The sequence below is a fragment of the Luteimonas sp. AC640a genome (assembly GCF_979256585.1).
Genome location: NZ_CEEDOV010000021.1, coordinates 98275 through 123222, shown reverse-complemented (window position 1 = coordinate 123222; position 24948 = coordinate 98275). Strand labels below are relative to the sequence as shown.

Below are 24948 nucleotides of genomic sequence, written 5' to 3'. Positions count from 1 at the left end.
TCACCGGCGCCGGTCCAACATGGACGCGCCGGTCGCCCCGTTGGTTGACGAGCCGGCGGTATGTTCCATTTCGGAGATCGCAGTATTAGCACCCCTGACAACAAGCAGAATCGGCGCAACCAGGACATCCGCGTACCGCGGGTGCGTGTCATTGGTTCCGACGGCGAGATGATCGGCGTCCTTACGCGCGAAGAAGCGCTGAAGGCTGCCGAGGAGGAAGGTCTCGACCTCGTCGAGATCCAGCCGAACGCGGATCCGCCGGTCTGCAAGATCATGGACTTCGGCAAGTTCAAGTTCGACCTCCAGAAGAAGGCGAACGAAGCCAAGAAGAAGACCAAGCAGCAGGAAATCAAGGAACTCAAGTTCCGGCCGGTCACCGATGAAGGCGACTACCAGATCAAGCTGCGCAAGATGCGCGGGTTCCTCGAGGACGGCGACAAGATCAAGGTCAACATCCGCTTCCGTGGCCGCGAGATGAGCCACCAGGAACTGGGTCGCGAGATGGCGTCGCGCATCGAGACGGACCTCGGTGAGGACATCGTCATCGAATCGCGTCCGCGCCTCGAAGGCCGGCAGATGGTGATGATGATTGCGCCGAAGAAGAAGTAACTGCGCGTTCGACGCGTGGGTACACCGGCCCCTCGCTTTCTGGCGAGGGAGTCGGACGAAGGGGCGCCGTATGGCGCCTCTTTCGTTTCAAAGGAAGGTTGGAGGCGGATCCGGCGCGTTGTTGCTGGATCGCGCCCGGTCTCTCGCAGGTGCGCGATCGGCGCCGCGAACGCCCTCGGCCAACCCGATGATTTGCAAGCCCAAAGCCCGCACGGCATAATGCGCGGCTCCCCGGTCCGCCGGGGTGGCAGATTCATCCAGGACCCGCCTGGATTCCCTCGTGGGATCAAAGGCTTAAAACCGGCATGGGCAGGACGGAAAGCGTGGCATCAGCCACCGCCCAGTCAGTACTCGTATCCCACAAGGACTCTCGCAATGCCCAAGATCAAGACGCACCGGGGCGCCGCCAAGCGGTTCCGGAAGACGGCGTCCGGCAAGTTCAAGGCCGGCCACGCAAACCGTAGCCACATCCTCACGAAGAAGACGACCAAGCGGAAGCGCGGTCTTCGTCAGACGAACATCATTCCGGCGTGTGATAGCGGTCGTGTCGCCCGCATGCTGCCGTATCTCTGAGGAGGACTGAACCATGGCTCGAGTCAAGCGGGGCGTCCAGGCACGCCGTCGTCACAAGAAGGTTCTCGGCCGCGCGAAGGGCTATTACAACGCCCGTCGCAAGGTCTTCCGCGTCGCCAAGCAGGCCGTCATCAAGGCTGGCCAGTACGCGTACATCGGTCGCAAGCTCAAGAAGCGCGATTTCCGTTCGCTGTGGATCACGCGTATCAACGCGGCCGCACGTCTGAACGGCATCAGCTACAGCCGCTTCATGAACGGTCTGCTCAAGGCTGGCATCACCCTGGATCGCAAGATCCTGGCTGACCTCGCGGTCAACGATGCAACCGGCTTTGCCGCGCTCGCCGAGAAGGCGAAGGGCGCGCTGGCGGCCTGAGGCCGTTGTCTCCACCGTAAAGCGGTACTGCCGCCGGATCCGTCCGGCGGTCACGTGGGGAAGGGCGCAAGTCCTTCCCCATTGTTGTTTGTGGCGCCGGATATTCGCGGCGCCGCATTCCTCCATCAGCGACGGGCCAGCAGTGCGATGAGCGAAATCGACTCCCTTTCGAACCAGGCGCTTGCCGATATCGAGGCGGCCGCCACGCCGGAGGCGCTCGAAGCGCTGCGTGTCGGACTGCTCGGCAAGAGCGGCAGCATCACCGCGCAACTCAAGGCGCTCGGCGCGTTGCCCGGCGACCAGCGCAAAGCGGCAGGCGAGGCGATCAACCGCGCGCGCGATGTCATCGGCGCTGCGCTGTCGACGCGCAAGACCGCGCTCGACGACATCGCCCTGGATGCGAAGCTGTCCTCGCAGACCATCGACGTGACCCTGCCGGGCCGCGACGGTGCGCGCGGCGGCGTGCATCCGATCAGCCGCACGCTCGAGCGCATCGCCGACATCTTCGGGCGTCTTGGCTACGAGCTCGCCGACGGTCCCGAGATCGAGGACGACTGGCACAACTTCGAGGCCTTGAACTTCCCGCCGCACCATCCCGCGCGCGCGATGCACGACACGTTCTATTTCGGCGACGGCCGCCTGCTGCGCACGCACACCTCGGGCGTGCAGGTGCGCTACATGGGCGAACACGCGCCGCCGCTGCGCATGATCGCGGCCGGCAAGGTCTACCGCTCCGACAGCGACCAGACGCATTCTCCGATGTTTCACCAGGTCGAAGGCCTGCTGGTCGACGAACACGCGACGTTCGCCGATCTCAAGGGCACGCTGAGCGAATTCGTGCGCGCGTTCTTCGAGCGCGATTTCGAAATGCGTTTCCGCCCCAGTTACTTCCCGTTCGTCGAGCCCGGCGCCGAGGTCGACATCGCCTGGCAGCAGGCGGATGGCAGCACGCGCTGGCTCGAGGTGCTGGGCTGCGGCATGGTTCATCCGAACGTACTGAAAGCCGTCGGCATCGATCCCGAGCGCTACACCGGTTTCGCCTTCGGCCTCGGCGTCGAGCGCTTCGCGATGCTGCGCTATGGCGTCGACGATCTGCGCGCGTTCTTCGACAACGATGTGCGCTTCCTGCGTCAGTTCGCGTAAGTCCGGGCCCGTCGCGCCTGCATCTTCTCCGCGTCATCCGTAGCGAACAGGTCCCGCAGTGCCGGGACGACGATTCCAAGAGATCGCCATGAAATTTTCCGAGAACTGGCTGCGCCAGCACGTCAAGACCGACGCCACCCGTGACCAGCTGGCGGCGACGCTGACCGCGATCGGCCTCGAAGTCGAAGAGATCACGCCGCTGGGCGATGCGCTTGACGGCGTCGTCGTCGCGCGCATCGTCTCGGCCGAGAAGCATCCCGAAGCCGACCGTCTGCAGGTCTGTCAGGTCGATGCCGGTGGCCCGACGCTGCAGATCGTCTGCGGTGCGCCAAACGCGCGTCCGGGTCTGGTCGCGCCGCTGGCACTGATCGGCACGACCGTCGGCACGTTGACGATCAAAGCTGCGCAGCTACGCGGCGTCGATTCCAACGGCATGCTGTGTTCGGCCAAGGAACTGGGCATCGACGCCGATGCATCGGGTCTGCTCGAACTGCCCGACGACGCGCCTGTCGGCGCGCCGCTGGCCGACTACCTCGGACTGCCCGACGCGAGCATCGAGCTCAAGCTCACGCCGAATCGCGCCGACTGCTTCGGCATCCGCGGCATCGCGTTCGACGTGGCCGCCGCCTGCGGCAGCGAAGTCGCACCGCTCGATGCACCGGCCGTGCCGGCCAGCACGGATGCATCGCTGCAGGTCGTGCTGGACGCGGGCGCCGATGCGCCGCGCTATCTCGGCCGTGTGATCGAAGGCATCGACGCGACGCGTCCGACGCCGTCGTGGATGGCCGAGCGCCTGCGTCGCAGTGGCGTGCGTCCCGTCAGTTTCCTCGTCGACGTCACCCAGTACGTGATGCTCGAACTCGGCCAGCCGATGCATGCATTCGACCGCGACCTGCTCACCGGGCCGGTCGGCGTGCGGCGCGCGCGCAAGGACGAGACGCTCAAGCTGCTCGACGGTCGCGACGTGGTGCTGGACGAACAGTTTCTCGCGATCACCGATGCCGACCGCGTCGTCGCGCTGGCCGGTGTCATGGGCGGTTTCGACACGCGCGTGACCGACGGCACCCGCAACGTGTTCCTCGAATCCGCGCACTTCGCGCCAGACGCGATCATCGGCCGCAGCCGCCGTCTCGGCCTGCACACCGATGCCGCGCACCGCTTCGAGCGCGGCGTGGATCCGGAACTGCCGCGGACCGCGATCGAATGCGCGACACGCTTGATCCTCGATGTCGCCGGCGGCAGCGCCGGTCCGGTGACCGCTGCCGAACTCGATGCGCATCTCGCGCAGCCACGCACGATCGCGCTGCGTCGCGCACGCCTGACGCGTGTGCTCGGCCTGACGGTCGATGATGCGGAGATCGAACGCATCCTGCGCGCGCTGGGGCTCACCGTCGTCGCGAACAGCGAAGGCTGGCAGGTCACCGCGCCGACGCGTCGCTTCGATCTGGCGATCGAGGAAGACCTGATCGAAGAGGTCGTGCGTATCCACGGCTACGACCGCGTGCCGACCACGCTGCCCGGCGGCGCGACGCGCATCGCCGCGCCCAGCGAAACCCGCGTGGCGGAGGCCGAACTGCGCCGGCAGATGGTCGCGCGTGCTTGCCTGGAAACGGTCAACTTCGCCTTCGTCGATGCGTCGCTGCTCGCGACCTGGCAGGCGGATGCCGGTAGCGTGCCGCTGGCCAATCCGCTCAGCGCCGAACTCGGCGTCATGCGCACCGCATTGCTCCCGGGCCTGGTGTCCACGCTCGCGCGCAATCTGGCGCGCCAGCAGGAGCGCGTGCGCCTGTTCGAACTCGGCAAGGTCTTCGCGCAGGCCGATACAGCCGGCGCCGCGCCGCTGGAAACACTGCGCGTCGCCGCTGCAGTGGCCGGCGATGCCGGTGTCGAGCAGTGGGGCGATGCGACGCGTCCGGTCGATTATTTCGATCTCAAGGGCGATCTCGAAGCGCTGGCAGCTGTCGCCGGTGCGACGCTGACGTTCGCGCGTTCGACCACGGCGCACGGCCATCCCGGCCGCTCGGCCGATGTGTTGCGCGACGGCGCGCGCGTGGGCTGGATCGGCGAACTGCACCCGCGCCTGCTGCGCGCGCTCGACATCGACGTGCCGGTGGTGGCGTTCGAACTCGATGCGGCCGCACTGCAGGCGCGGCCGTTGCCGCGCGTGACCGGGCTGTCGAAGTTCCCGTCGGTGCGTCGTGATCTGGCGATCGTCGCGCCGGAGTCGGTCGACTGGGCTGCGTTGGAAGCGACTGTCCGCGCGTCCGCCGGTCCGCTGCTGGCCGACGTGCGCCTGTTCGACCGTTATGCTGGGCAGGGGGTCGAAACGGGGTTCAGGAGTCTCGCCATGGGCTTGATTCTGCAGGAAAGTTCACGCACTCTGACCGATCGCGATGTCGATGCTGTCGTTGCGGACGTGGTGGCCGCGCTCGCGCGCGAACACGACGCGAAGATCCGGGGCTGAGGCCTCACAGGGGGATTGCTGCGTGGCACTGACGAAGGCGGACATGGCCGAGAAACTCTACGAGGAAGTCGGCTTGAACAAGCGCGAGGCGAAGGAATTCGTCGACGCCTTCTTCGACGTGCTGCGCGATGCGCTGCAGCAGGGCCGTCAGGTCAAGCTGTCGGGCTTCGGCAATTTCGACCTGCGCCGCAAGAACGAGCGCCCGGGCCGCAATCCCAAGACCGGCGAAGAGATTCCGATCTCCGCGCGCACCGTGGTGACCTTCCGTCCGGGCCAGAAGCTCAAGGAACGCGTCGAGGCCTATACCGGCTCGGTGAGCGCTGCGCATGCTTGACCCGGGCAGCAACCGCGAACTACCGCCGATCCCGGCGAAGCGCTACTTCACGATCGGTGAGGTCAGCGAGCTGTGCGACGTCAAGCCGCACGTGCTGCGTTACTGGGAAACGGAATTTCCGAGCCTGAGCCCGGTCAAGCGTCGCGGCAACCGCCGGTACTACCAGCGGCACGATGTACTGATGGTGCGCCAGATCCGCGGCCTGCTGTACGAGCAGGGCTACACGATCGGCGGCGCGCGTCTGCGTCTGGAAGGCGAGGGCGCCAAACAGGAGTCCGCGCTGAGCAGCCAGATCGTGCGGCAGGTGCGCATGGAGCTCGAAGACGTGCTGCAGTTGCTGAAGCGCTGAGCACGTCGCGTCACATGGATGGGCGAAACGCCCGCCAGACGGTATAATTTCCAGATTCCGGGGTATAGCGCAGCCTGGTAGCGCACTTGTCTGGGGGACAAGTGGTCGTCGGTTCAAATCCGGCTACCCCGACCAATTTAAGGTTTGAAATCAGCGGCTTGCAGCTTCCACTGCAGGCCGCTTTTTCGTTGCAACCCCAAGGCAACCCTATCTCTCAGCGTTCCGCTGATGTCCCGCGGCTCAACAACGCTGCGCCATACTCGAAGCGGTCGCTCGAAACGCGGAGTCTGCATGGAAGCTCGACCCCTGGCGCGATCGCTGAGGAGTGGATTTCGAAATGGAGAGCGCTGGAAGCTGGTGGCGATGTGGGCGCAATTCCGAACGACGATCTCGATCACTGCCTCACGTCTGACGCGCCCGAGTTTTTGCCTCGCGGCGATTCTGGAGGTGCTGAGCCGTATCAACGGATCTTCGCCCGACTATCTCATGAGCGTCCTCGCAGCGGGTCCGCTGGAAGACCTACTACGCCATCACGGGCTTGTTCTGATGAGCGGGATTGAGGAGCTTGCTCGACGGGATGAGGGCTTTCGCCGTCTCCTGAATGGAGTGTGGGACGACAGCATCAACGCAACGGTGCTGGAGAGGCTTGCCGACTATCGCACCGATCGCTGGTAGCGTCCGTCGTCAGCCCTGATGGGCTCAACGTTAGGTCTGCTCCAGGTCGCTCCACCGCACCTCGCGGCCCTCCAGCTAGACGGTTGTCATCGCTCCCCCCGCCCCCCCCCCCCGGGTCAGCGCACGTTGCTGGCTTTGCAAGGGGCAAAGAAAACCCGCCAAAGCGGGCTGTCTTTGTTTTATCGAATGTGATCAGCCATGCCCGACGCAGCATGCACCCCCCGATTCACGGCCTCGCTTAGGTATTGCAGCCGTGATCCGCCAAGCAAAGCTGCAGCTCTCGCCAGCAGATGAACTCGCCCCTTCCTGCTGCGACACAGGCGTCGCGTTCGTCATAGCAGAAGCGCTGCTCGTAAGGCGTGCAGAGTGCGCTGGCAGAAGTAGTGGCAACCATCCCGAGCGTGATGATGACCAACTTAATTCGAGAACGAACATTCATTCAAATTCTCCTTATGTCCGAATTGGACGGTTAGAGAGTGCCCCGTGAGCTACTAGGCGATTGAGAGTTGTGTCTCCTTTCGCCGTAGGTGCATCCCTACAAACGCGCCAGATTTCGCAAAGTCTCATCTTGTGTCTCGGGTGAGCTGCAGATAAGGAAAGGCCTCGCCGGAGCGAGGCCTTTCTTAATGCGCAACTGACAAAGCAGATCAGCAGGATTCACGACCGCAGAAATGCACGTATGCACACTCACCTGCATCGCACTCCCAGAGGTGCCAGCCGGTACGGACGTCGACCCTTCGGGTCTTTCCAGTGCGACCACAGGCATGCGATCAGCATGGGCTCCCGGTTCGCGGCACAAACTCGGGAGCACACGAATGTGGCCGTCGACCTCGACGTTCTCGTAGAAGCGCTCCGCCACGATCACATCGTGCCGCACCGCGAACTGGCCGCGACACAACCCTTCTATGCTGGCCTTCTATGCTGGCGCGCATGAGCGAGCGAATGGACGGCAGCTGGTTCGTGTGGCACGTGTATTACCGGGACGAGTCACTCAAGGTCACGCAGGAATGCCGGGCAGGGGTTGAGATCTGGGCTCGCCGGCACATGGAGACGCTGCTGGCAGAAACTGCTGTGATCCGATCGAAATAGGTGGTCCTGCCTCAGCCGGACCCATGTCGGCCGGCGGAGGACTCGCCCACGTATCCCGACGAAGACCCGCCTCATCCCGGCAAGTCGAGGGGCAAGTGAAGCGCTCGGGAAGCCTGGCGGCTCACGACCCTATCCGCTCGCAAACTATTGATACGAAGTGAACGGATTTGGACGTTTCGCGTGCCGATTTTCAGGCTGAATCCCTGATATTTCAGGCGATGCGCACTTCTAGGCGCAAGTCTGGGGGGGGGGCAAATCCGGCTACCCCGACCAAAACATGCGACATCCGAACGGCCCGTGCGCAAGCGCGGGCCTTTCTGTTTGTGGACGTATCTACCGTGCACATCAGGCCAGATCCAGCAGCGCGCGACCTTCTTTCGTGAGGTCGATATCGCCGTCTTCGGCGAGCACGGCATAGCCCGCATTGACGGCCCAGTCGGTCTCCGACTCGCTGATGGGTGTCGTCGCGTCGATATCGCGCAGGATGCGGCGCTGGTCGTTGTCGATCGTCATGATGGTCTTCCGATAGGGAATACCGCACCGTAACGATGCCGGTGTAGGCGAGGCGTGCGTGCGTCCACCAAAAGCAGCCGATTGCGCACCCCACCATGCTGAATGAAACGCCAGAGATGTGTGTAATATCGCGCGCATTCCAATGGCAGCTTCGTATGCTTGGCCTTCATTTTCTTGAACGGATCAGGCTTATGGACAAGCGGTTCTGTGATGTGGCCCTCGCGGTCGCAATAGCCTCGATTTTGACGATCCCCGACGCGCACGCGCAGGCCGCTGCGTCGATCTTGCCGGCAACCGCCGCGCAGTCCGAGACATCAGATGTCCGCGACATGGAGACCGTCGTCGTCACCGGTGTGCAGCCAGGTCCCGGCCTGTGGCGGGTGCGGCGTGGCGAACACACGCTCTATATCCTCGGCACCCAGTCGCCCCTGCCCAAGGCCATGACCTGGCGATCGGACGAGGTCCGGGGGGTGCTCGAAGAGGCCGGCGTGGTGTTGGGCCCGCCGGGCGTACGGGTTGGCTCGGATATCGGCATCTTCCGGGGTCTGACGATGCTGCCGGCAGCGATGCGCGCAGCGAGAAATCCCGATGGCGCCACGCTGGACGAACTGCTGCCGGCGGATGTCTACCAGCGCTGGTCGGTGCTCAAGCAGCGCTACGTCGGCCGCGATCGCGGCATCGAGCGCAAGCGGCCGGCGATCGCGGTGTACGAGCTGTATCGCGCCGCGCTCGACGCGAACGGCTTGCGCGAGGGCGGCGTGATCACGCCTGTGCTCGACGACGTCCTCAAGGCGCGCAGGATGACGCTGACGCCGACGACGCTCGAGGTCAAGATCGACGATCCGCGCGCCGCGCTCGCCGAGTTCCGCAAGGAAGGCATGAAGCCCGAGGCCGTGGCCTGCGTCCGCGACACGCTAGACGTGATCGAGCGGGGGCTACCGCAGGTCGCCGCACGCGCCAATGCCTGGGCAGTGGGCGATCTCGACGTGCTGCGGGCGACGGCAGGACAGGGCAGCCAGTTGCGGGCCTGCATGTCGTCCTTTCTGCAGACCGAGACCGCGCGCAAGCGGGGCCTCGATGATCTGGAAGCGCAGGTGCGGGCCCATTGGCTCGCTGCGGCTGACGCGGCGCTCACCCAGCATCGCGTGTCCTTCGCGACGCTATCGGTCGACGACCTGCTGGGCACTGCAGGCTTTCTCGCGGCACTGAGACCGCGCGTGGACAGTGTGCTGGCGCCCGACGAGGCGGATGTGATCGAGGACGGAGACGGCGTGGAAACCGACGCCGCGACCCCCTGATCCATATGCCGCGGACGTCCTAGAGGCTGCGCGCAGTGCAGCCTCCGCGCTTCAGCCTGCTGCAGCCTGTGGACCGGCCGCGCGACACGCTGCCAGGTCGGGCCAGCGCGCGAGTACGGCTGCGCGGATGCCGGCAGGATCAAGCCCGGCTTCGGCCAGCAGGTCCTCACGGCTGGCGTGGTGCTGGAATGCGTCCGGCAGGCCGAGGTTCAGCACCGGCATCGTGACGCATTCGGCATTGAGCAACTCCGCGACACCCGAACCGGCGCCGCCGGCAACGACGTTGTCCTCGAGCGTCACGAAGCCGTCGTGGGTCTTCGCCAGTTCCAGCAGCAGTGCGCGGTCAAGTGGGCGCACGAAGCGCATGTTGACGACGGTCAGATCGAGCGCCTCGCCCACCTGCTCGGCGGCCGACACGATCGCGCCGAACGCCAGCAGGGCGATGCGCGCGCCGCGGCGACGCAGGTCGGCTTTGCCGATCGGCAGGGTGTCGAGTGTGGTGTCGATCGCGACGCCGGGGCCGCTGCCGCGCGGGTAACGCACCGCGGCCGGGCCTTCAAGGCGGAAGCCGGTCGTCAGCATCGCGCGGCATTCGTTTTCGTCGGCCGGCGCCATGATCACCATGTGCGGCACGCAGCGCAGGAAGCTCAGGTCGAGGTTGCCGGCGTGCGTGGCGCCGTCCGGACCGACGACGCCACCGCGGTCGATCGCGAACAGTACGTCGAGCTTTTGAACCGCGACGTCATGGACCAACTGGTCATAGGCGCGCTGCAGGAAGGTTGAATAGATCGCGACCACCGGCTTGGCGCCTTCGCAGGCCATGCCTGCGGCCAGCGTGACCGCATGCTGTTCGGCGATGGCGGTATCGAAGTAGCGCGCCGGATATTCCTTGCTGAAACGCACCAGGCCCGAACCTTCGCGCATCGCCGGCGTGATGCCGAGCAGCAGCGGATCGGCGGCGGCCATGTCGCAGATCCAGTCGCCAAACACATCGGTATACGTCGGCTTCTTCGCGCCGGTCTTGGCGACCAGGCCCTTGTCGGGATCGAACGGGGACACGGCGTGGTAGCCGATCTGGTCGCCTTCGGCGAGTTCGTAGCCCTTGCCCTTGGTCGTGATGACGTGCAGCAGCTGCGGGCCCTTCAGACCCTTGAGCGTCTTGAGCGTGTCGACAAGCGCCTTGACGTCGTGGCCGTCGATCGGGCCGGTGTAATGGAAGCCCATTTCCTCGAACAGCGTGGACGGCACGAACATGCCCTTCCAGTGTTCCTCCCAGCGACGCACGAACTTCGCTGTCGGATTGTTCTTGTCGCCGAGCAGCTTTTTGCCGCCCTCGCGCAACGCGTTGAGCGTGCGGTTGCCCGTCGCCCGGCCGAGCATCTTGGTCAGCCCGCCGACGGCTTCACTGATCGACATGCGGTTGTCGTTGAGCACGACCAGCACGTCGGGCTCGGGTTCCATGCCGCCGGCGTGATTGAGCGCCTCATAGACCATGCCGGCGGTCATCGCGCCGTCGCCGATCACCGCGACCACGCGGCGGTCGTTGCCGGCCTGCGCATTGGCGATCGCCATGCCCAGCGCGGCCGAAATCGACGTCGACGAATGGCCGACACCGAAGGTGTCGTACTCGGACTCTTCGCGCTTGGGAAACGGTGCCACGCCGTCCTTCTGTTTGACGGTGTGGATGCGGTCGCGACGTCCGGTCAGGATCTTGTGTGGATAGGTCTGGTGGCCCACATCCCAAACCACGCGGTCGTGCGGCGTGTCGTACAGGTAATGCAGGACCGTCGTCAGTTCAATCACGCCGAGGCCGGCGCCGAAATGGCCGCCACTCTTGCCGACGGATTCGATGAGATAGGCGCGCAGTTCGTCGGCGATCGCGGGCAGTTCGGCTTCGTCGAACTGGCGGAGGTCGGACGGCGCGTCGATGCGCGCGAGGCGCGGATAGCGCGTGGAGTCGATCATCCGGCAATTGTACGCCGCGGCCCCGCGGCTGGCGTCACCAGCCTGTCATGGAAACCGGGCGTTCAGGGCCATCAGCGACCACGCAGGCGGGAGAAGAAGCCGCCTGCGCGTGCCGGCGCGTCCGCCACTTCAGGCGCCTCGACGAGCGGCTCCGCGTAGCCTGTTGCGAGGTTGGCGTTGACGAATCGGATCACGTCGTCCGACGGCTGGCCGCTTGCGGCCACGATCTCGTCGAGCGTCGCCGGCCCCTTCATCATCGCGGTGGCGATGCGGAAATGGCGCGGAAACTCACGTTCGGTCTGCGGCCATTTGTTCAGCTGGTAGTGCGCATCCGGATCGTGCTCCGGGGCGAGCGCCCCGTTGCCGGCCAACAGACCGCCCAGCCAGACCAGACGCAGCAGCGGTTGCGGCGCGCCTGAGGCCTGCACCTCACGAGTCCAGGTGATATCGTCGACCGCCTCGATCGCATCGCGCTCGATCGGGCCATCGAAGTATTGGGTCAGCGGTTTGAGTGTGGTGGGGCCGTGATACAGCTGCGCATCGAAATCGAGCCACAGCGTCGGCCCGCTCTCGCGGCGATAGCGGCGACGGCCCCGCAGCACGCCAGTGTCTATCCAGGTCGCGAAGGGCAGGGCGCGCTCGGGCTCAGGCTCGGAGGCAAGCTCAGGCTCAGGCGGATTGACCGGCGCGTGGAGGTCTGCCGGCATCTCAAGCTCCGCAACGGCGCCGGCGTCGAACGCGTCCTGAGAGGCCGGAGTCGTGACATCGGGCTCGGCGATCGCCACCGCCTGCACCGGCGCGGCTTCGGGCTGCATCTCCGCGATTGCTTCTTCGCGCGTGTCGAATTCTGGCGCGGCAGCAACGGGACTCGGGGTGGCGGTAGCCACAGGCGTCGGCACCTGCGTCGCATCCAGCACGATGTCCTGCGTCGCCGCGACTTCGCGCAGCAACGCGGCCATTGCGTTGTCGTCGAACGGACGCCCGAGCCGGAAATGGGTCTGCACACGTGGCGCCGAGGTCAGGCCGACGATCTGTTTGCCCGCCGCATGCAGGCGCAGCCAGCTCATCGGGCCATACATGCTGTCCATGTCGACGATGACGTGTTCGGCTTCTGGCTCGGGGACCAGCACGAACGGTTCCCCGAGCTGGGCGTTGGCGCCGGCGAATGCAGCGCGCAAGGCGGTTTCGGTAGCGGTGTCCATTCCGCTCAGGGCGATGGTCAGGGTCATGCAGGGAGTACCGGGCGACGCGGCGCGAGGCGCGCTATCCGTGAAGTGTATCCAGTGCCACGCATGCTGTGCAGCGCACGCATGCGCAGCGTGCGGACTTCACCCGCGATCGCGGCGTGGCAGATGGGTGCTGAGGAAGGCCATCTGGTCGGCGAGGATGTTGCGGTTGCTGAGGATCAGGTGCTCGATCCAACTGGGCCGGAACGGCACCGCGAGCAGCGGCATCGAGGCCTCCTGCGGCGTGCGCGCGCCCTTGCGCGAATTGCAGTGGAAGCACGCGGTGACCACGTTCTCCCAGATGTCGAGACCCCCGCGCGACAGCGGTTCGACATGATCGCGGGTCAGCGTCTGCCGGCCGGCGCGGCGACCGCAGTACAGACACAGCTGATGATCGCGGGCGAACAGGGCGGGATTGCTGAGTGCGGGGGTCGGATCGGTCGCGCTCGGGCGCACGTGGCTGCGGCCTGCGATGATCGGATGCAGATCCATGCGGCTCTGCTGACCGGTTGCCCGGCACAAGCCTCCGTGCACGGTCATGCAGGGATCGCCCAGCGTCCACGCGACCGCGCCGCGTGCGTAGAGACATGCCGCGTCCTGCCAGCTGATCCAGTTGAGGGCGCGACCGTGGGCGTCGAGTGCGAGCAGGCGGACTGCATCGCGACGCGGGGCGTGGTCAGAAAGTGCGGAGGAGACTTCGGAATCCAGCGCGTTTGCAGCGCCGGTGGGGATCAGGCGTGTGATCGCGCTGTCTGCCTCCATTGCGACCGAGCATATACCCGATCGATGACACTTTGTGCAATGGATCACGCACGTCGCGCCGCCTGGTGGCGCGACGTGCGTGCACGACCTCAGCTGTCGAGCGCTTCGTCGGCGATCGACAGCAGCGAGGCCGGACCACTCGCGATCGCCGCCGCGTGGGTCAGCGTGCGCGGCAGGATGCGGCTGAAGTAGAAGCGGGCGGTCTCGCGCTTGCCGGCCTTGAAGGTCTCCGGGCGCGACGATGCATCCGCCACCGCCACGCTGCGCGCCCACCAGTAGGCCAGCGCCACGTAGCCGGAGAAGAACAGGTAGTCATAGGCGGCGGCGCCGATTTCCTCGGGGTCGGCCGCGGCGCGCTCGGCGATCGAACGCGTCAGCGCCTGCCACTCGCCTGCCTTCGCGCGCAGCGGCGCGATGAACTCGGCCAGCGCCGCATCGTGCGCGTGCTCGATGCAGAAGCGTTCGATCATGCCGAGGAACACGCGCAGGCCCGCACCCTGCAGCTGCAGGGTCTTGCGGCCCATCAGGTCAAGCGCCTGGATGCCGGTCGTGCCCTCGTAGAGCGTGGTGATGCGCGCGTCGCGCGCCAGCTGCTCGATGCCGTGCTCGGCGATGTAGCCGTGGCCGCCGAAGCACTGCAGAGCGTGGTAGGTGCACTCGTTGCCCCATTCGGTCAGGCAGCCCTTGACGATCGGCGTCAGGAACCCGAGCAGATCGTCGGCTTCCTTGCGCGCGGCATCGTCGGTGGCGAGTTCTGCGCTGTCGACCAGCGACCCAGCGTGGTACGCCAGCAGGCGGCCGCCTTCGGTCAGCGACTTGCAGGTCAGCAGCATGCGGCGCACGTCGGGCTGCACGAGGATCGGATCGGCCGGCTTCGACGGCAGCTTCGGGCCCGACAGCGCACGCGACTGCAGACGCTCGCGCGAATAGCGCAGCGCGTTCTCGTAGGCGCGCGTGGCGAGGCCCAGACCCTGCACACCGACGCCGAGGCGCGCGGTGTTCATCATCGTAAACATTGCCATCAGGCCCTTGTGCGGCTGGCCGATGAGATAGCCCTGCGCGCCGTCGAAATTCATCACGCAGGTTGCGGAGCCGTGGATGCCCATCTTGTGTTCGACCGCGCCGCAGCGCACGGCGTTGCGTTCGCCCACGGTGCCATCGCGTGACACTTGGATCTTCGGCACGATGAAGAGCGAGATGCCTTTGCTACCCGCCGGTGCATCGGGCAGGCGCGCGAGCACCAGATGGATGATGTTGTCGGTGAGGTCGTGTTCGCCGGCGGTAATGAAGATCTTGGTGCCGGTGATCGCGTAGTGGCCGCCGTCGACCGGCTCGGCGCGCGTCTTCAGCAGGCCGAGATCGGTGCCGCACTGCGGCTCGGTCAGGCACATGGTGCCGGTCCAGGTGCCGGCAATCAGCGGCTTGAGGAAGACTTCCTTCTGCCAGTCCTCGCCGTGGTGACGCAGCGCGTTGACCGCGCCGTGCGAGAGCAGCGGGAAGTTGCTCCAGGCGAGGTTCGCCGCGTCGATCATCTCTTCGAGGCAGATGCCGATCGCATGCGGCATGTTCATGCCGCCGAATTCGGTTGGCGCGCTCATGCCGGTCCAGCCGCCATCGGCGAACTGGTCGTAGGCGGCCTTGAAGCCGTCGGGCGTGGTGACTGCGCCGGTGGCCTTGTCGAAACGCACGCCCTGTTCGTCGCCGATGCGGTTGAGCGGCGCGAGCACGGTCTCGCACATGCGCGCGCACTCGTCGAGCACGGCATCGACGGTCTCGCGGTTGGCGTCTTCAAAGCCGAGTGTGGAGAACAGCGACTCGACCTGCAGCACGTCGTGCAGCGCGAAGCGGATGTCGGTCAACGGGGCGTGGTAGGTGCTCATGCGTCAGTCTGGCTCGTATGCGTGGTCGTGATGTGTGGACGGACGTGGCGGTATCAGCGCATCACGCCGGGCAGGCCCGGGACGGGATTGAGCGCACTGTCGCGGCGCACGGTGTAGTCCCTGCCACTGTTGCGGTCATCGGGCGCGGCGCGGATCGTGCCGTCGATCCGGTAGTTCAGCGAGCGGCCGGCGGCGAGCGCATCGCCGGTATGCAAACGACCTTCCGCCGACGGCGCCAGCGTCAGGCTTAGGATGTCGGCCGATTCTGGGCCGATCGTCAACGTTGTGGCGGTCTCCAGCGTGCCCGCGGACACGCCATCGACCGACACCGCGAACCGGATCGATTCAAAGCGCATCGGAATGCTGCTGTAGTTCTGCAGGCGCAGATCGACCGACCAGTTGCCGTCGGCGCCCACGCTCAGCTGCTGGATGCTCGCGGTGGGCTCGGACACGCGACGCTGACCGGTCGCGCAGGCGGCGAGGGCCCCGGCCATCAGCAGGATCGTCAGCAGTTTCCACGGTTTCATGCGCGGCACTCCGGTTGCAGGTGGAGGCCGATGTTAACGCGTCGCCGGGCGCGGGCCGGTTCGCGAAACGGTTCGGGAGGCGTCGTTTGCGACGAGTTTTCGAAAAACGGTTGCCGTCCGCGAGCCTGCCTCGTATCATGCGCCTCCCGCAGTGGCCGGGTAGCTCAGTTGGTAGAGCAGGGGATTGAAAATCCCCGTGTCGGGGGTTCGATTCCCTCCCCGGCCACCATTGCGAACGTCGAAGGCCCGCCATGTGCGGGCCTTTTGCGTTGTGGACTGCGGAAATCCGTTTACCCGCGCCGCACGGCGGCGCATCATCGCCGCGCGCCGCCAGGGCGCTGGAGCTCTCCCGTATGCCGACCGCCCAGTTGTCCGTGTTCTTTTTTTTGCAGGCTGCGGTGATCCTGCTGGTCTGTCGTCTGGTCGGCCGCCTGGCCCAGCGCCTCGGGCAGCCGCAGGTGGTGGGCGAGATGATCGCCGGCGTCATGCTCGGACCGTCGTTGCTCGGCTGGATGCTGCCCGACCTGCAGGCGGCGCTGTTTCCCGCGCAGACGCTCGACACGCTGTACGTGTTCGCGCAGTTCGGCGTGGGCCTCTACATGTTCCTGGTCGGCACCGAGTTCCGCAGCGACCATTTCCGGTCGCGCTTTCGCGGCGCATTCGCGGTTTCAATCGCCGGCATCGTGGTCCCGTTCGCGCTGGCGTTCCTGATCGCCCCCTGGCTGCTCGGCGTCCCAAACCTCTTCTCCGACAACGTGCGCGCGGCGGATGCGTCGCTGTTTCTGGGCGCGGCCATCGCGATCACCGCATTCCCGATGCTGGCGCGGATCATCCACGAACGCGGGCTGGCCGGCAGTTCGCTGGGCACGCTGGCGCTGACCGCTGGCGCAGTCGACGACGCCGCAGCCTGGTGCATCCTCGCGATCGTGCTCGCCAGCTTCGGCGGCAGTTGGGACAGCGCGTGGTGGGCGATCGGTGGCGGCGTCGCGTATGCGGTCTTCATGCTGCTGATCGGACGTCGTCTGCTGCGTCGGCTCGCCGATATCGTGCAGCCGGATGCGCCGCTCAGCGCGACGATGCTTGCGGTCGTGCTGATCCTCTTCTGCCTCAGCGCCTGGGTGATGGATGCGATCGGCATCCATGCGGTCTTCGGCGGCTTCCTGCTGGGCGCGTGCATGCCCAAGGGCGCGCTGGTGGAAAAGATCCGCGAAACACTGCAGCCCTTCGTGGTGGTGTTCTTCCTGCCGATGTTCTTCACCTTCTCGGGTGTGAAGACCGATCTGGGCATGGTGTTGGAACCGCAATTGCTGCTGGCTGCAGGTGCGATCCTGATCGTCTCGTTCGCCGGCAAAGGACTGGCCTGCTGGGCGGCGGCGCGCATGGCCGGCGAGAGCCCCCGTGATGCGCAGGCGATCGGCGCGCTGATGAATGCTCGGGGCCTGATGGAACTGATCCTGATCAACATCGGCCTGCAGGCCGGCGTGATCAAACAGGGTCTGTTTTCGATCCTGGTGCTCATGGCCATCGTCACCACGCTGATGGCGACGCCGCTGTTTAACTGGATCATGCGTCGCCGCGGTGGCGAGCTGGCGGCCACTCCGGCGCAGGACGCACGCTGAGGCTCAGCGCGTCGGTGCGGTTCGGATGTGGTCGTAAAGGCCGCCATCGGCGAAGTGTGTGGCCTGCGCCTTCGGCCAACCGCCGAATGCGTTGTCGACGGTGACCAAGGTCAGCGGACGGAAGCGCGCCAACTGCGACGCCGGTACGCCTTCGCGCAGGATAGGGCGGAAATGGTGCTGTGTGGCCAGCCGCTGCGCGGCCGGCGTGTACAACGCTGAGACGTAGGCGTCGGCCATCGCGCGCACGCCATGTGCATCGGCATTGCGGTCGACGACTGCGACCACCGGTTCGGCGCGGATGCTGATGCTGGGATAGACGATCTCGAATGCCTGGCTGGTCTGCGCATCGGCCAGCACGCGCAATGCCTCGTCCTCCCAGGTCAGCAGCACGTCGCCGACATCGCGCTCGACGAATGTATCGCGGGCGCCACGCGCGCCGCGGTCGAGCACCGGCACGTTGGCGTAGAGCCCGCGCATGTAATCCACGACCCGTCGGCCATCCCGATACGTTTGCGCCGCCCAGGTCCACGCCGCGAGATAGCTCCAGCGTGCGACACCGGACGTCTTCGGATCTGCAGTGACCACCGCGACGTCGGCGACCAGATCGTCCCAGTCGGCGATGTGCTTCGGATTGCCCTTGCGTACAAGGAACACCACGGTCGACGTGTACGGCACGCTGTCGTGCGGCAACCGGTCTCGCCAGTCGACGTCAAGCAATCCTGCAGATGCGATTCGGTCCACGTCGGCCGCGAGCGCCAAGGTCACCACATCCGCAGACTCACCAGCGATCACCGCGTCGGCCTGCGCGCCGGAACCGGCATGGGTCTGCAGCACCTCGACATGCCCGCCGCCCCGCTGGCGCCAATCGGCGGCGAACATGCGGTTGTAGTCGACGTAGAACTCGCGCGTCGGGTCGTAGGACGCGTTGCGGAGGACGAGGTCCTCCGCAAGTGCCGGTAAAAGGACGACCAGGAGCAGCAGACATGACAGTGCTCGGAACATGGCCGATTCCAGCGGAGGGGTGAGTATCGACCTTACCGCCATGCTTACGCCGACGCATCCACAGACAGCTCTCTTGGGGTGCCGCACATGCAACACGGCGTTGCCGCATCGGGAGCGCGACGCCACAATCATGCGTTCGGGCTCACGGGAGTGGCATATGCGGATGGTGGACGATGATCTCGCAGGCCTCGAGGCCGAGAGCATCCACATCCTGCGCGAGGTCGCCGCCGAGTGCAGGCGCCCGGTGCTGCTGTACTCGATCGGCAAGGATAGTTCGGTGTTGCTGCATCTGCTGCTAAAGGCCTTCTCGCCGGCACGCGCGCCGATCCCGCTTTTGCACGTGGACACGCGTTGGAAGTTCCGCGAGATGATCGCGTTCCGTGACCGTCGCATCGCCGAGACGGGGCTCGAATTGCGCGTGCATGTCAACTCCGAGGGCATCCGTGATGGGGTGGGGCCGCTGAGCCACGGCGCGGTAGTGCATACCGATGTCATGAAAACCCAGGCTTTGAAGCAGGCGCTCTCTGCTGGCGGCTACGATGCTGCCATCGGGGGCGCCCGACGCGATGAGGAGAAGTCGCGGGCCAAGGAGCGGGTGTTCTCGGTCCGGGATGATGCCCAGCGCTGGGATCCGAGACGTCAACGCCCGGAGCTCTGGGATCTCTACAACCCGAAGGTGGGCACCGGCGAGAGCGTCCGCGTCTTTCCATTGTCGAACTGGACCGAGCGCGATGTCTGGCGTTACATCCGACAGGAACGGATTGCGGTCGTGCCGCTGTACTTCGCCGCTGAACGCCCAGTGGTCGAACGCGACGGCATGCTGATCGTCGTCGACGATGATCGGTACGCGCTGCGCCCTGGCGAACAGCCACACCTGCGCAGGGTTCGCTTCCGCACGCTCGGCTGCTATCCCCTGACCGGGGCTGTGCAGTCCTCGGCGACCGACATCGATGAGATTCTCGCCGAGATGGAAGACGGGCGACATTCCGAGCGCGCCGGCCGTGCAATCGACCGCACCGAGGGTGCTTCGATGGAAGCGAAGAAACGCGAGGGTTACTTCTGATGGACAAGCGCATGCTGCGCGTCGTCGCCTGCGGCAGCGTCGACGACGGCAAGAGCACGCTGATCGGTCGCTTGCTGCTGGCTGCCGGCAACGTACCAGACGACGAACTGGCCGCGCTCGCAGATGCGAGCACCCTGCACGGCACACGCGGCGGGTCGCCGGATTACGCGCTGCTCCTCGACGGACTGGCTGCAGAGCGCGAGCAGGGCATCACCATCGATGTCGCCTGGCGGCATCTGCGAACGCCACGCGGACGCTTTCTGATCGCGGATTGCCCGGGCCACGTCGAGTACACACGCAACATGGCGACCGGTGCTTCGACCGCCGATGCAATGGTGCTGCTCGTGGACGCGGAGAAAGAACTGTTGCCGCAGACGCTCCGGCACACAGCAATCGCCGCACTGCTCGGCGTGCGCCATGTCGTTCTGGCGGTCAACAAGATGGATCGGGTCGCATTCGCACGTGCGCCGTTCGATGCGATCGAAGCGAAGTACCGCGCGCATGCTTCGCTTCTGGGCATCGATTCGGTGCAGGCTGTGCCCGTTGCGGCAGCCGACGGCGACAACGTCTCCGCGCGTTCACCGCGCCTCGTCTGGCATGAAGGTTCGACAGTGCTGGAGGCACTCGAGGCGCTGCAGTCGATGCCGCCCCGCACGACACTCGATGGTCTGCCGGTGCAGATGCTGCTGCGAGAAACAGACGGAACACGCTGGTACGTCGGCACATGGCGTGGCGGAGCATTGCAGATCGGCACGCGGCTGCGGGTTGCGCCTGAAGGCGCGATCGCGGCTGTGTCCGCGCTGCGTGTGGCAGGCGAGTTGGCCGATTGCGCAGTCGATGGTGATGCGGTGGCTGTCCGGTTCGCTGACGAGATCGATGCCGCGCGCGGTGCTGTACTGGTGCCCGAGAATTCTCCTGTGTCGCACGGCGACCAGTTTGTCGCCGACGTGTTCTGGTTCGGCACCGCGCCGCTTGTGCCTGGGCGGCGCTATCAGTGCCGGAGCGCAGGAAGGGTCACGGGCACGCGCATTGGCGAACTCAAATACCGGCTCGATCCGGCATCGCTGCAGCCACTCGCGGACAAACAGCTCGCAGCTAACGACATCGGCCGCGTGACGCTCGCGCTGGATGCACCGATCGTCTTTGCGCCGTATGCCGATACGCGCGTACTCGGCGCCTTCATGCTGGTGGATCCGGTCAGCCACACCACACTTGGCGCAGGCATGATCCGGCATGGGCTGCGGCGCGCGGATAACCTGCATTGGCAGGCGCTCGATATCGGTCGTGCGGCACGTGCGGCCATGAAGGGCCAGCGCCCACGCTGCATCTGGTTCACCGGCCTTTCCGGTGCAGGTAAATCGACCATCGCCAACCAGGTCGAGCGTGCGCTGCACGCACGCGGCGTGCATACGTATCTGCTGGATGGCGACAACGTGCGGCAGGGACTCAACCGCGATCTCGGATTCACCGAGGCCGATCGCGTCGAGAATCTCCGGCGGGTGTCCGAAGTCGCCAGGCTGATGACCGACGCCGGGTTGATGGTGCTCGTGAGCTTTATTTCGCCCTACCGCGCGGAGCGTGCAGCGGCACGCGCGCTGTTCGACGCAGGCGATTTCGTCGAAGTCTTCGTCTATACGCCGCTCGCTGAAGCGGAGCGGCGCGACCCCAAAGGCCTCTATGCGAAAGCGCGTCGTGGAGAGTTACCGAACTTCACCGGAATCGACGCGCCTTACGAGGCACCGGACGCTGCGGAGCTGGTGCTGGACACCGTGCGGAATGACACCGCAACACTGGCGACACAGGTGATCGACTATCTGGCTAGAACCGGATGAAGCACTTGCTTCGACAATAGGGCCGGCTGACATGCCGGCCCTCGCTCACCTCAGCAGCAGCCGTGGTCGCCGTGTCGTGTGCCGCTATCGGCGACGACCGCCGCGCCAGTGGTCTCGCCGCGCTGGCCGGCGTGGTGATGCTCGGTGATCACGCGCGCGACGCAACTGGTGACGCGCTTGCCCATCTCGATATGCAGGAACTCGTTGGGGCCGTGCGCGTTGGAGTGCGGGCCCAGCACGCCGGTGATCATGAACTGCGCGCCGGGGAACTTCTCGCCGAGCATGCCCATGAACGGGATCGAGCCGCCTTCGCCCATGTACATCGCCGGCTTGTCGAAGAACGCCTGGCTGGCGTCGTCGATCGCCTGCGTGAGCCACGGCGACATCGCCGGCGCATTCCAGCCGGTCGCGGCCTTCTCCAGCACCAATGTCACGGTCGCACCGTTCGGCGGATCGGCCAGCAGCACTTCCTGCAGGAGTTCACCGGCGCGCTTGCCGTCGACGGTCGGCGGCAGACGCAACGACAGCTTCACCGCCGTATGCGGACGCAGCACGTTGCCGGCCGACTGCAGCGACGGAATACCGTCGACGCCGGTGACCGAAAGTGCAGGACGCCAGGTGCGGTTGAGCACCAGTTCCGAGAGATCCTCCGACACCTGGCCGTCTGCACGCTTCGGGAACATCGGCTGCAGCGCGGCGGTCAGCGGAAATTTGTCGTAGATCGCGGTGTCGAGCACCTCAGCCGCGCGGCGTGCCTGCTCGAGGCGTTCGGCTGGAATGTCGGCATGCAGGCCGTCAACCAGGATGCGGCCGGTCACTTCGTCCTCGATCCGCGACAGCAGCTGGCGCAGTAGACGGAAGCTCGACGGCACGACGCCGGACGCATCGCCCGAATGCACGCCTTCGTCGAGCACCTTGACCGTCAGGTTGCCGCCGGCGAGGCCGCGCAGCGAGGTCGTGCACCACAGCTGGTCGTAGTTGCCGCAGCCCGAGTCCAGACACACAACCAGCGACGGCTTGCCGATGCGATCGGCGAGATGGTCGACGTAGGCGGGGAGGTCGTAGCTGCCTGATTCCTCGCAGGCTTCGATCAGCACCACGCAGCGCGCGTGCGGCAGGCCCTGCTCGTGCAGTGCCAGGATCGCGGTCAGCGAACCGTAGATCGCATAGCCGTCATCGGCGCCACCGCGGCCATAGAGCTTGCCGTCGCGCAGCACCGGCTTCCACGGACCGAGGTCGTCGTCCCATCCGGTCATCTCCGGCTGCTTGTCGAGATGGCCGTAGAGCAGCACGCAGTCGTCATCGCTGCCGCCATTGGCGGCCGGGATTTCAATGAAGATCAGCGGGGTACGACCTTCGAGGCGGACCACGTCCAGCACCATGCCGGGGATCGACTGGGCCTGGGCCCAGCCCGACATCAGTTCGACCGCGCGTTCCATATGGCCGTTGGCGACCCAGTCGGCGTCGAACATCGGTGATTTGTTCGGGATCCGGATGTACTCGACGAGCTGGGGGACGATCTCGTAGTCCCACTTGGCGCCGACGAAACGGTCGGTCTGGCTGCTGTCCATTCGGGTTTCCAGTGTGCGTAAAACCCCATTCTATCGCGGACCCACGTGTAGGAATTTTCCTACAACGGCTCGGGCGTTCGGCTGGCTACGGCCCAGCGGTGCCGCGGATACTCTGTCTGCGTGGTGTTGGGAAGACTGGCAGTACCGGCAAGGACGAATGAATCGCCAGTCGGGAATGGAATCCACCCAATACCAAGGAGTTAGGACATGAAGTCGATCCGAGCCGTGCTTGCGTCGCTGTGCCTGTCACTGCTGTTGGCAGGTGCCGCATTCGCAAACGAAAGCGTGGAGAAGGTCAACATCAACGCCGCGGATGCAGCCACGCTGGCACGCGTGCTGCATAACGTGGGACAGGCCAAGGCGGAAGCCATCGTGGTCTACAGGGATGAAAACGGTCCGTTTCGAAGCGCCGAGCAATTGGCGCAGGTGAAAGGCATCGGCTTGCGGACTGTGGAGCAGAATGCGGATCGCATCGAGCTGGGCGCCGCCGGATCGCAGACAGGCGTGACGCGGGCAGCAACTCCGCCTGCCGCAGCCGGGAACAAGGGGGCAGCGCAACTGCGCTGACTTTTCCCCATCGCTGACGTTGGCACAGGGAGTGCCGGCGTCAGGCGAGGAGCAGGACGCTCCACGGGACCGGCAGGATGCCGCTACAGGGACGTAACCGTCGCCCGCCTCGCATTGGATGCGAAGCGGGCGACCCTGTTTTGGGCGAGCAGGTTCTGGAACGCTCCGGGATCGGCATCGCTGAGAAAGCTTGAGGAACGCGCGAAGTGAAACACCGATGCGCGACAGCGCCGCCGCGTGCGTGCGGGCTCGGTCGACAGAAGGCTGCGCGCGCCTGCATTCTGAGATGACGCGTTTAGCGCAAACAAGTCGGCCATCTGGCATCGACGGAGCGGCAGCACTCGATCATCACGCCGTTGACGGGTAGCTAGTCCTCGATTGTGTTCGCGTGTCTGTCGCACGCCGTCGCGAGTTAATCGCTCCGTCAGGGCACATCGAACGCAGGCCACGAAATCAAGTCGGGACTGGCCTCTGGCTGTGCCGTGCATGGACGCGTGCCGCTGGTCACTGGATGGTTTGTGCCGTCAGTGGGCGGGGTCGCCGCGTGAGCCGCGAGTCAGCGCGAGCGGCCTGGCGCGCGCAGTGCGCCGACCTGACGATGAAGCGCTGACCGCGATGGCAGTGATGCGCGCCTGCGCGTGACGCTTCAGGCCGAGGGCAAGGCGGTGCTGTGGAGAACGCAGCGGTGTCTTCTTTACACAAAGCTGTTTTGTCCGGAGTCTGACCAGCGGCAGGTCGGGCGTGAACGCTGGCGCCAAGTTGCTGAGGAGTTGGCAGGCCTGAAGTTTTAGACTGGCGGCATGAGCGACATGTCTGACGGCCAACTGTCTTCTGTACAGCGGATCGATGCGCACGATGCGCGGCGCATCCGCTGGCGCAATGATCTGGGGTGGACGAAGGAGATTCACGTCGAGCCGGGCGCCGAGGGGGCGGCGTGGCTGTGGCGGTTGTCGATCGCGGAGATCGAACAGGTCGCGACGTTCTCCCGGTTCGAGGGTGTCGCGCGTGAGCTGATGTTGCTGACCGGCGATGGGCTGACGTTGCGCTTCGACGATGGTGAGGTGTCGGATCTGCAGCCACCGCATGCGCGGCTCCGGTTCTCCGGCGACCGCGCGTTACAGGGTGAACCAGCTGGGTCGGGCGTGAGTGCGTTCAATCTGATGTGGCATCCGGACCACGTGGACGCATCGACTTGGCGCCGACCTCTGGTCGGCACGATGGTCGTGTTCGTCGATCCCGGCGACTGCTGGCTGGTGCACGTGCTGGCGGGTCATGCGCGACTCGTTGCGCGCGATGCAAGGTTGCTCGAACGTGGCGACACGCTCGTGCTGCGCGCACCAGACAAGCGGTGTCGCTACGTGCTGGACGGTGGTGGGGAAGTGGTGTTGACCCGGTTTCAGACTGTCGCGCTTTCGCCGATTCGATCTCCGGATTTGCAGGTGTAGGGGCGCTGCCCAGCTGCGCACTACCACGGGTGGCGGTTGCTGATCTCGATGCTTTCCGATCTGCGTTAC

The 24948-nt window shown here is 65.7% G+C and carries 23 protein-coding genes and 2 tRNA genes; 16 read left to right on the top strand and 9 right to left on the bottom strand.

Going from position 1 to position 24948, the window contains the following annotated elements:
• Positions 1-60 precede the first annotated feature (60 nt).
• The 9 genes from infC (at position 61) to ACZ9YD_RS15370 (ending at position 6520) form a co-directional block, all read left to right on the top strand.
• A complete protein-coding gene (gene infC, locus ACZ9YD_RS15410; RefSeq protein ID WP_232134607.1) occupies positions 61-609 on the top strand; it encodes a translation initiation factor IF-3 in 549 nt (182 codons plus the stop codon).
• Positions 610-984: 375 nt separating this feature from the next.
• Positions 985-1182, top strand: a complete 198-nt coding sequence (gene rpmI / locus ACZ9YD_RS15405) for a 50S ribosomal protein L35 (RefSeq protein ID WP_159678262.1) — start codon at positions 985-987, stop codon at positions 1180-1182.
• Positions 1183-1195: 13 nt separating this feature from the next.
• The gene (gene rplT, locus ACZ9YD_RS15400) at positions 1196-1555 is read left to right on the top strand and encodes a 50S ribosomal protein L20 (RefSeq protein WP_159678264.1); all 360 of its coding nucleotides are present in this window, start codon (positions 1196-1198) and stop codon (positions 1553-1555) included.
• Positions 1556-1702: 147 nt separating this feature from the next.
• On the top strand, positions 1703-2698 hold the full coding sequence (pheS, locus tag ACZ9YD_RS15395; protein WP_465076154.1) for a phenylalanine--tRNA ligase subunit alpha: 996 nt from the start codon (positions 1703-1705) through the stop codon (positions 2696-2698).
• Between the two features lie 88 nt (positions 2699-2786).
• Positions 2787-5162: a phenylalanine--tRNA ligase subunit beta gene (pheT, locus tag ACZ9YD_RS15390; RefSeq protein ID WP_465076153.1), complete on the top strand. Its 2376-nt coding sequence runs from the start codon at positions 2787-2789 to the stop codon at positions 5160-5162.
• 22 nt (positions 5163-5184) lie between these two features.
• On the top strand, positions 5185-5496 hold the full coding sequence (locus tag ACZ9YD_RS15385; RefSeq protein WP_465076152.1) for an integration host factor subunit alpha: 312 nt from the start codon (positions 5185-5187) through the stop codon (positions 5494-5496).
• Entirely contained in the window at positions 5489-5845 is a 357-nt protein-coding gene (locus ACZ9YD_RS15380; protein WP_047136502.1) for a MerR family transcriptional regulator, read from the top strand. Before ACZ9YD_RS15385 ends, ACZ9YD_RS15380 begins: the two co-directional genes overlap by 8 nt.
• Positions 5846-5903: 58 nt before the next feature.
• Positions 5904-5980: transfer RNA gene (locus ACZ9YD_RS15375), tRNA-Pro, on the top strand.
• A 156-nt stretch (positions 5981-6136) separates the two neighbouring features.
• Complete coding sequence (locus ACZ9YD_RS15370; protein ID WP_465076151.1) at positions 6137-6520, top strand: DUF6869 domain-containing protein; 384 nt, start codon at positions 6137-6139, stop codon at positions 6518-6520.
• 238 nt (positions 6521-6758) lie between these two features.
• Here the strand turns inward: ACZ9YD_RS15370 and ACZ9YD_RS15365 are convergent, their stop codons facing one another.
• Both ACZ9YD_RS15365 and ACZ9YD_RS15360 read right to left on the bottom strand, forming a co-directional pair.
• Entirely contained in the window at positions 6759-6959 is a 201-nt protein-coding gene (locus ACZ9YD_RS15365; RefSeq protein ID WP_465076150.1) for a hypothetical protein, read from the bottom strand.
• Between the two features lie 995 nt (positions 6960-7954).
• Entirely contained in the window at positions 7955-8122 is a 168-nt protein-coding gene (locus ACZ9YD_RS15360; RefSeq protein ID WP_465076149.1) for a hypothetical protein, read from the bottom strand.
• 95 nt (positions 8123-8217) lie between these two features.
• Between ACZ9YD_RS15360 and ACZ9YD_RS15355 the strand changes: the two genes are divergently transcribed.
• Positions 8218-9420, top strand: coding sequence for a TraB/GumN family protein (locus tag ACZ9YD_RS15355; RefSeq protein WP_465076148.1), 1203 nt, complete (start codon positions 8218-8220; stop codon positions 9418-9420).
• A 51-nt stretch (positions 9421-9471) separates the two neighbouring features.
• Here ACZ9YD_RS15355 and dxs read toward each other — a convergent pair whose 3' ends face one another.
• From dxs to ACZ9YD_RS15330, 5 genes are all read right to left on the bottom strand, one after another.
• Complete coding sequence (dxs, locus tag ACZ9YD_RS15350) at positions 9472-11385, bottom strand: 1-deoxy-D-xylulose-5-phosphate synthase (protein WP_465076147.1); 1914 nt, start codon at positions 11383-11385, stop codon at positions 9472-9474.
• A gap of 71 nt (positions 11386-11456) precedes the next feature.
• Positions 11457-12614 (bottom strand): hypothetical protein, encoded by a 1158-nt coding sequence (locus ACZ9YD_RS15345; protein ID WP_465076146.1) that lies wholly within the window; start codon positions 12612-12614, stop codon positions 11457-11459.
• 99 nt (positions 12615-12713) lie between these two features.
• Positions 12714-13373: an HNH endonuclease gene (locus ACZ9YD_RS15340; RefSeq protein ID WP_465076145.1), complete on the bottom strand. Its 660-nt coding sequence runs from the start codon at positions 13371-13373 to the stop codon at positions 12714-12716.
• A gap of 89 nt (positions 13374-13462) precedes the next feature.
• Positions 13463-15253, bottom strand: a complete 1791-nt coding sequence (locus ACZ9YD_RS15335; RefSeq protein ID WP_465076144.1) for an acyl-CoA dehydrogenase C-terminal domain-containing protein — start codon at positions 15251-15253, stop codon at positions 13463-13465.
• 53 nt (positions 15254-15306) lie between these two features.
• Positions 15307-15780: an LEA type 2 family protein gene (locus ACZ9YD_RS15330; protein ID WP_465076143.1), complete on the bottom strand. Its 474-nt coding sequence runs from the start codon at positions 15778-15780 to the stop codon at positions 15307-15309.
• Between the two features lie 153 nt (positions 15781-15933).
• Here ACZ9YD_RS15330 and ACZ9YD_RS15325 point away from each other — a divergent pair.
• A tRNA-Phe gene (locus ACZ9YD_RS15325) sits at positions 15934-16009 on the top strand.
• A gap of 124 nt (positions 16010-16133) precedes the next feature.
• The gene (locus tag ACZ9YD_RS15320) at positions 16134-17399 is read left to right on the top strand and encodes a cation:proton antiporter (RefSeq protein ID WP_465076142.1); all 1266 of its coding nucleotides are present in this window, start codon (positions 16134-16136) and stop codon (positions 17397-17399) included.
• A 3-nt stretch (positions 17400-17402) separates the two neighbouring features.
• On the opposite strand, the gene ACZ9YD_RS15315 is transcribed toward ACZ9YD_RS15320, so the two are convergent.
• Positions 17403-18401, bottom strand: coding sequence for a sulfate ABC transporter substrate-binding protein (locus ACZ9YD_RS15315; RefSeq protein ID WP_465076141.1), 999 nt, complete (start codon positions 18399-18401; stop codon positions 17403-17405).
• A 157-nt stretch (positions 18402-18558) separates the two neighbouring features.
• Between ACZ9YD_RS15315 and cysD the strand changes: the two genes are divergently transcribed.
• Both cysD and cysC read left to right on the top strand, forming a co-directional pair.
• A complete protein-coding gene (gene cysD, locus ACZ9YD_RS15310) occupies positions 18559-19464 on the top strand; it encodes a sulfate adenylyltransferase subunit CysD (RefSeq protein WP_465076248.1) in 906 nt (301 codons plus the stop codon).
• The gene (gene cysC, locus ACZ9YD_RS15305) at positions 19464-21296 is read left to right on the top strand and encodes an adenylyl-sulfate kinase (RefSeq protein WP_465076140.1); all 1833 of its coding nucleotides are present in this window, start codon (positions 19464-19466) and stop codon (positions 21294-21296) included. Before cysD ends, cysC begins: the two co-directional genes overlap by 1 nt.
• 50 nt (positions 21297-21346) lie before the next feature.
• Here the strand turns inward: cysC and ACZ9YD_RS15300 are convergent, their stop codons facing one another.
• Positions 21347-22867, bottom strand: coding sequence for a M20 family metallopeptidase (locus ACZ9YD_RS15300; protein ID WP_465076139.1), 1521 nt, complete (start codon positions 22865-22867; stop codon positions 21347-21349).
• A 207-nt stretch (positions 22868-23074) separates the two neighbouring features.
• Here ACZ9YD_RS15300 and ACZ9YD_RS15295 point away from each other — a divergent pair, with 207 nt between their 5' ends.
• Both ACZ9YD_RS15295 and ACZ9YD_RS15290 read left to right on the top strand, forming a co-directional pair.
• Entirely contained in the window at positions 23075-23434 is a 360-nt protein-coding gene (locus ACZ9YD_RS15295) for a ComEA family DNA-binding protein (RefSeq protein WP_465076138.1), read from the top strand.
• 800 nt (positions 23435-24234) lie between these two features.
• Positions 24235-24879, top strand: a complete 645-nt coding sequence (locus ACZ9YD_RS15290; protein WP_465076137.1) for a HutD/Ves family protein — start codon at positions 24235-24237, stop codon at positions 24877-24879.
• Positions 24880-24948: the final 69 nt, after the last annotated feature.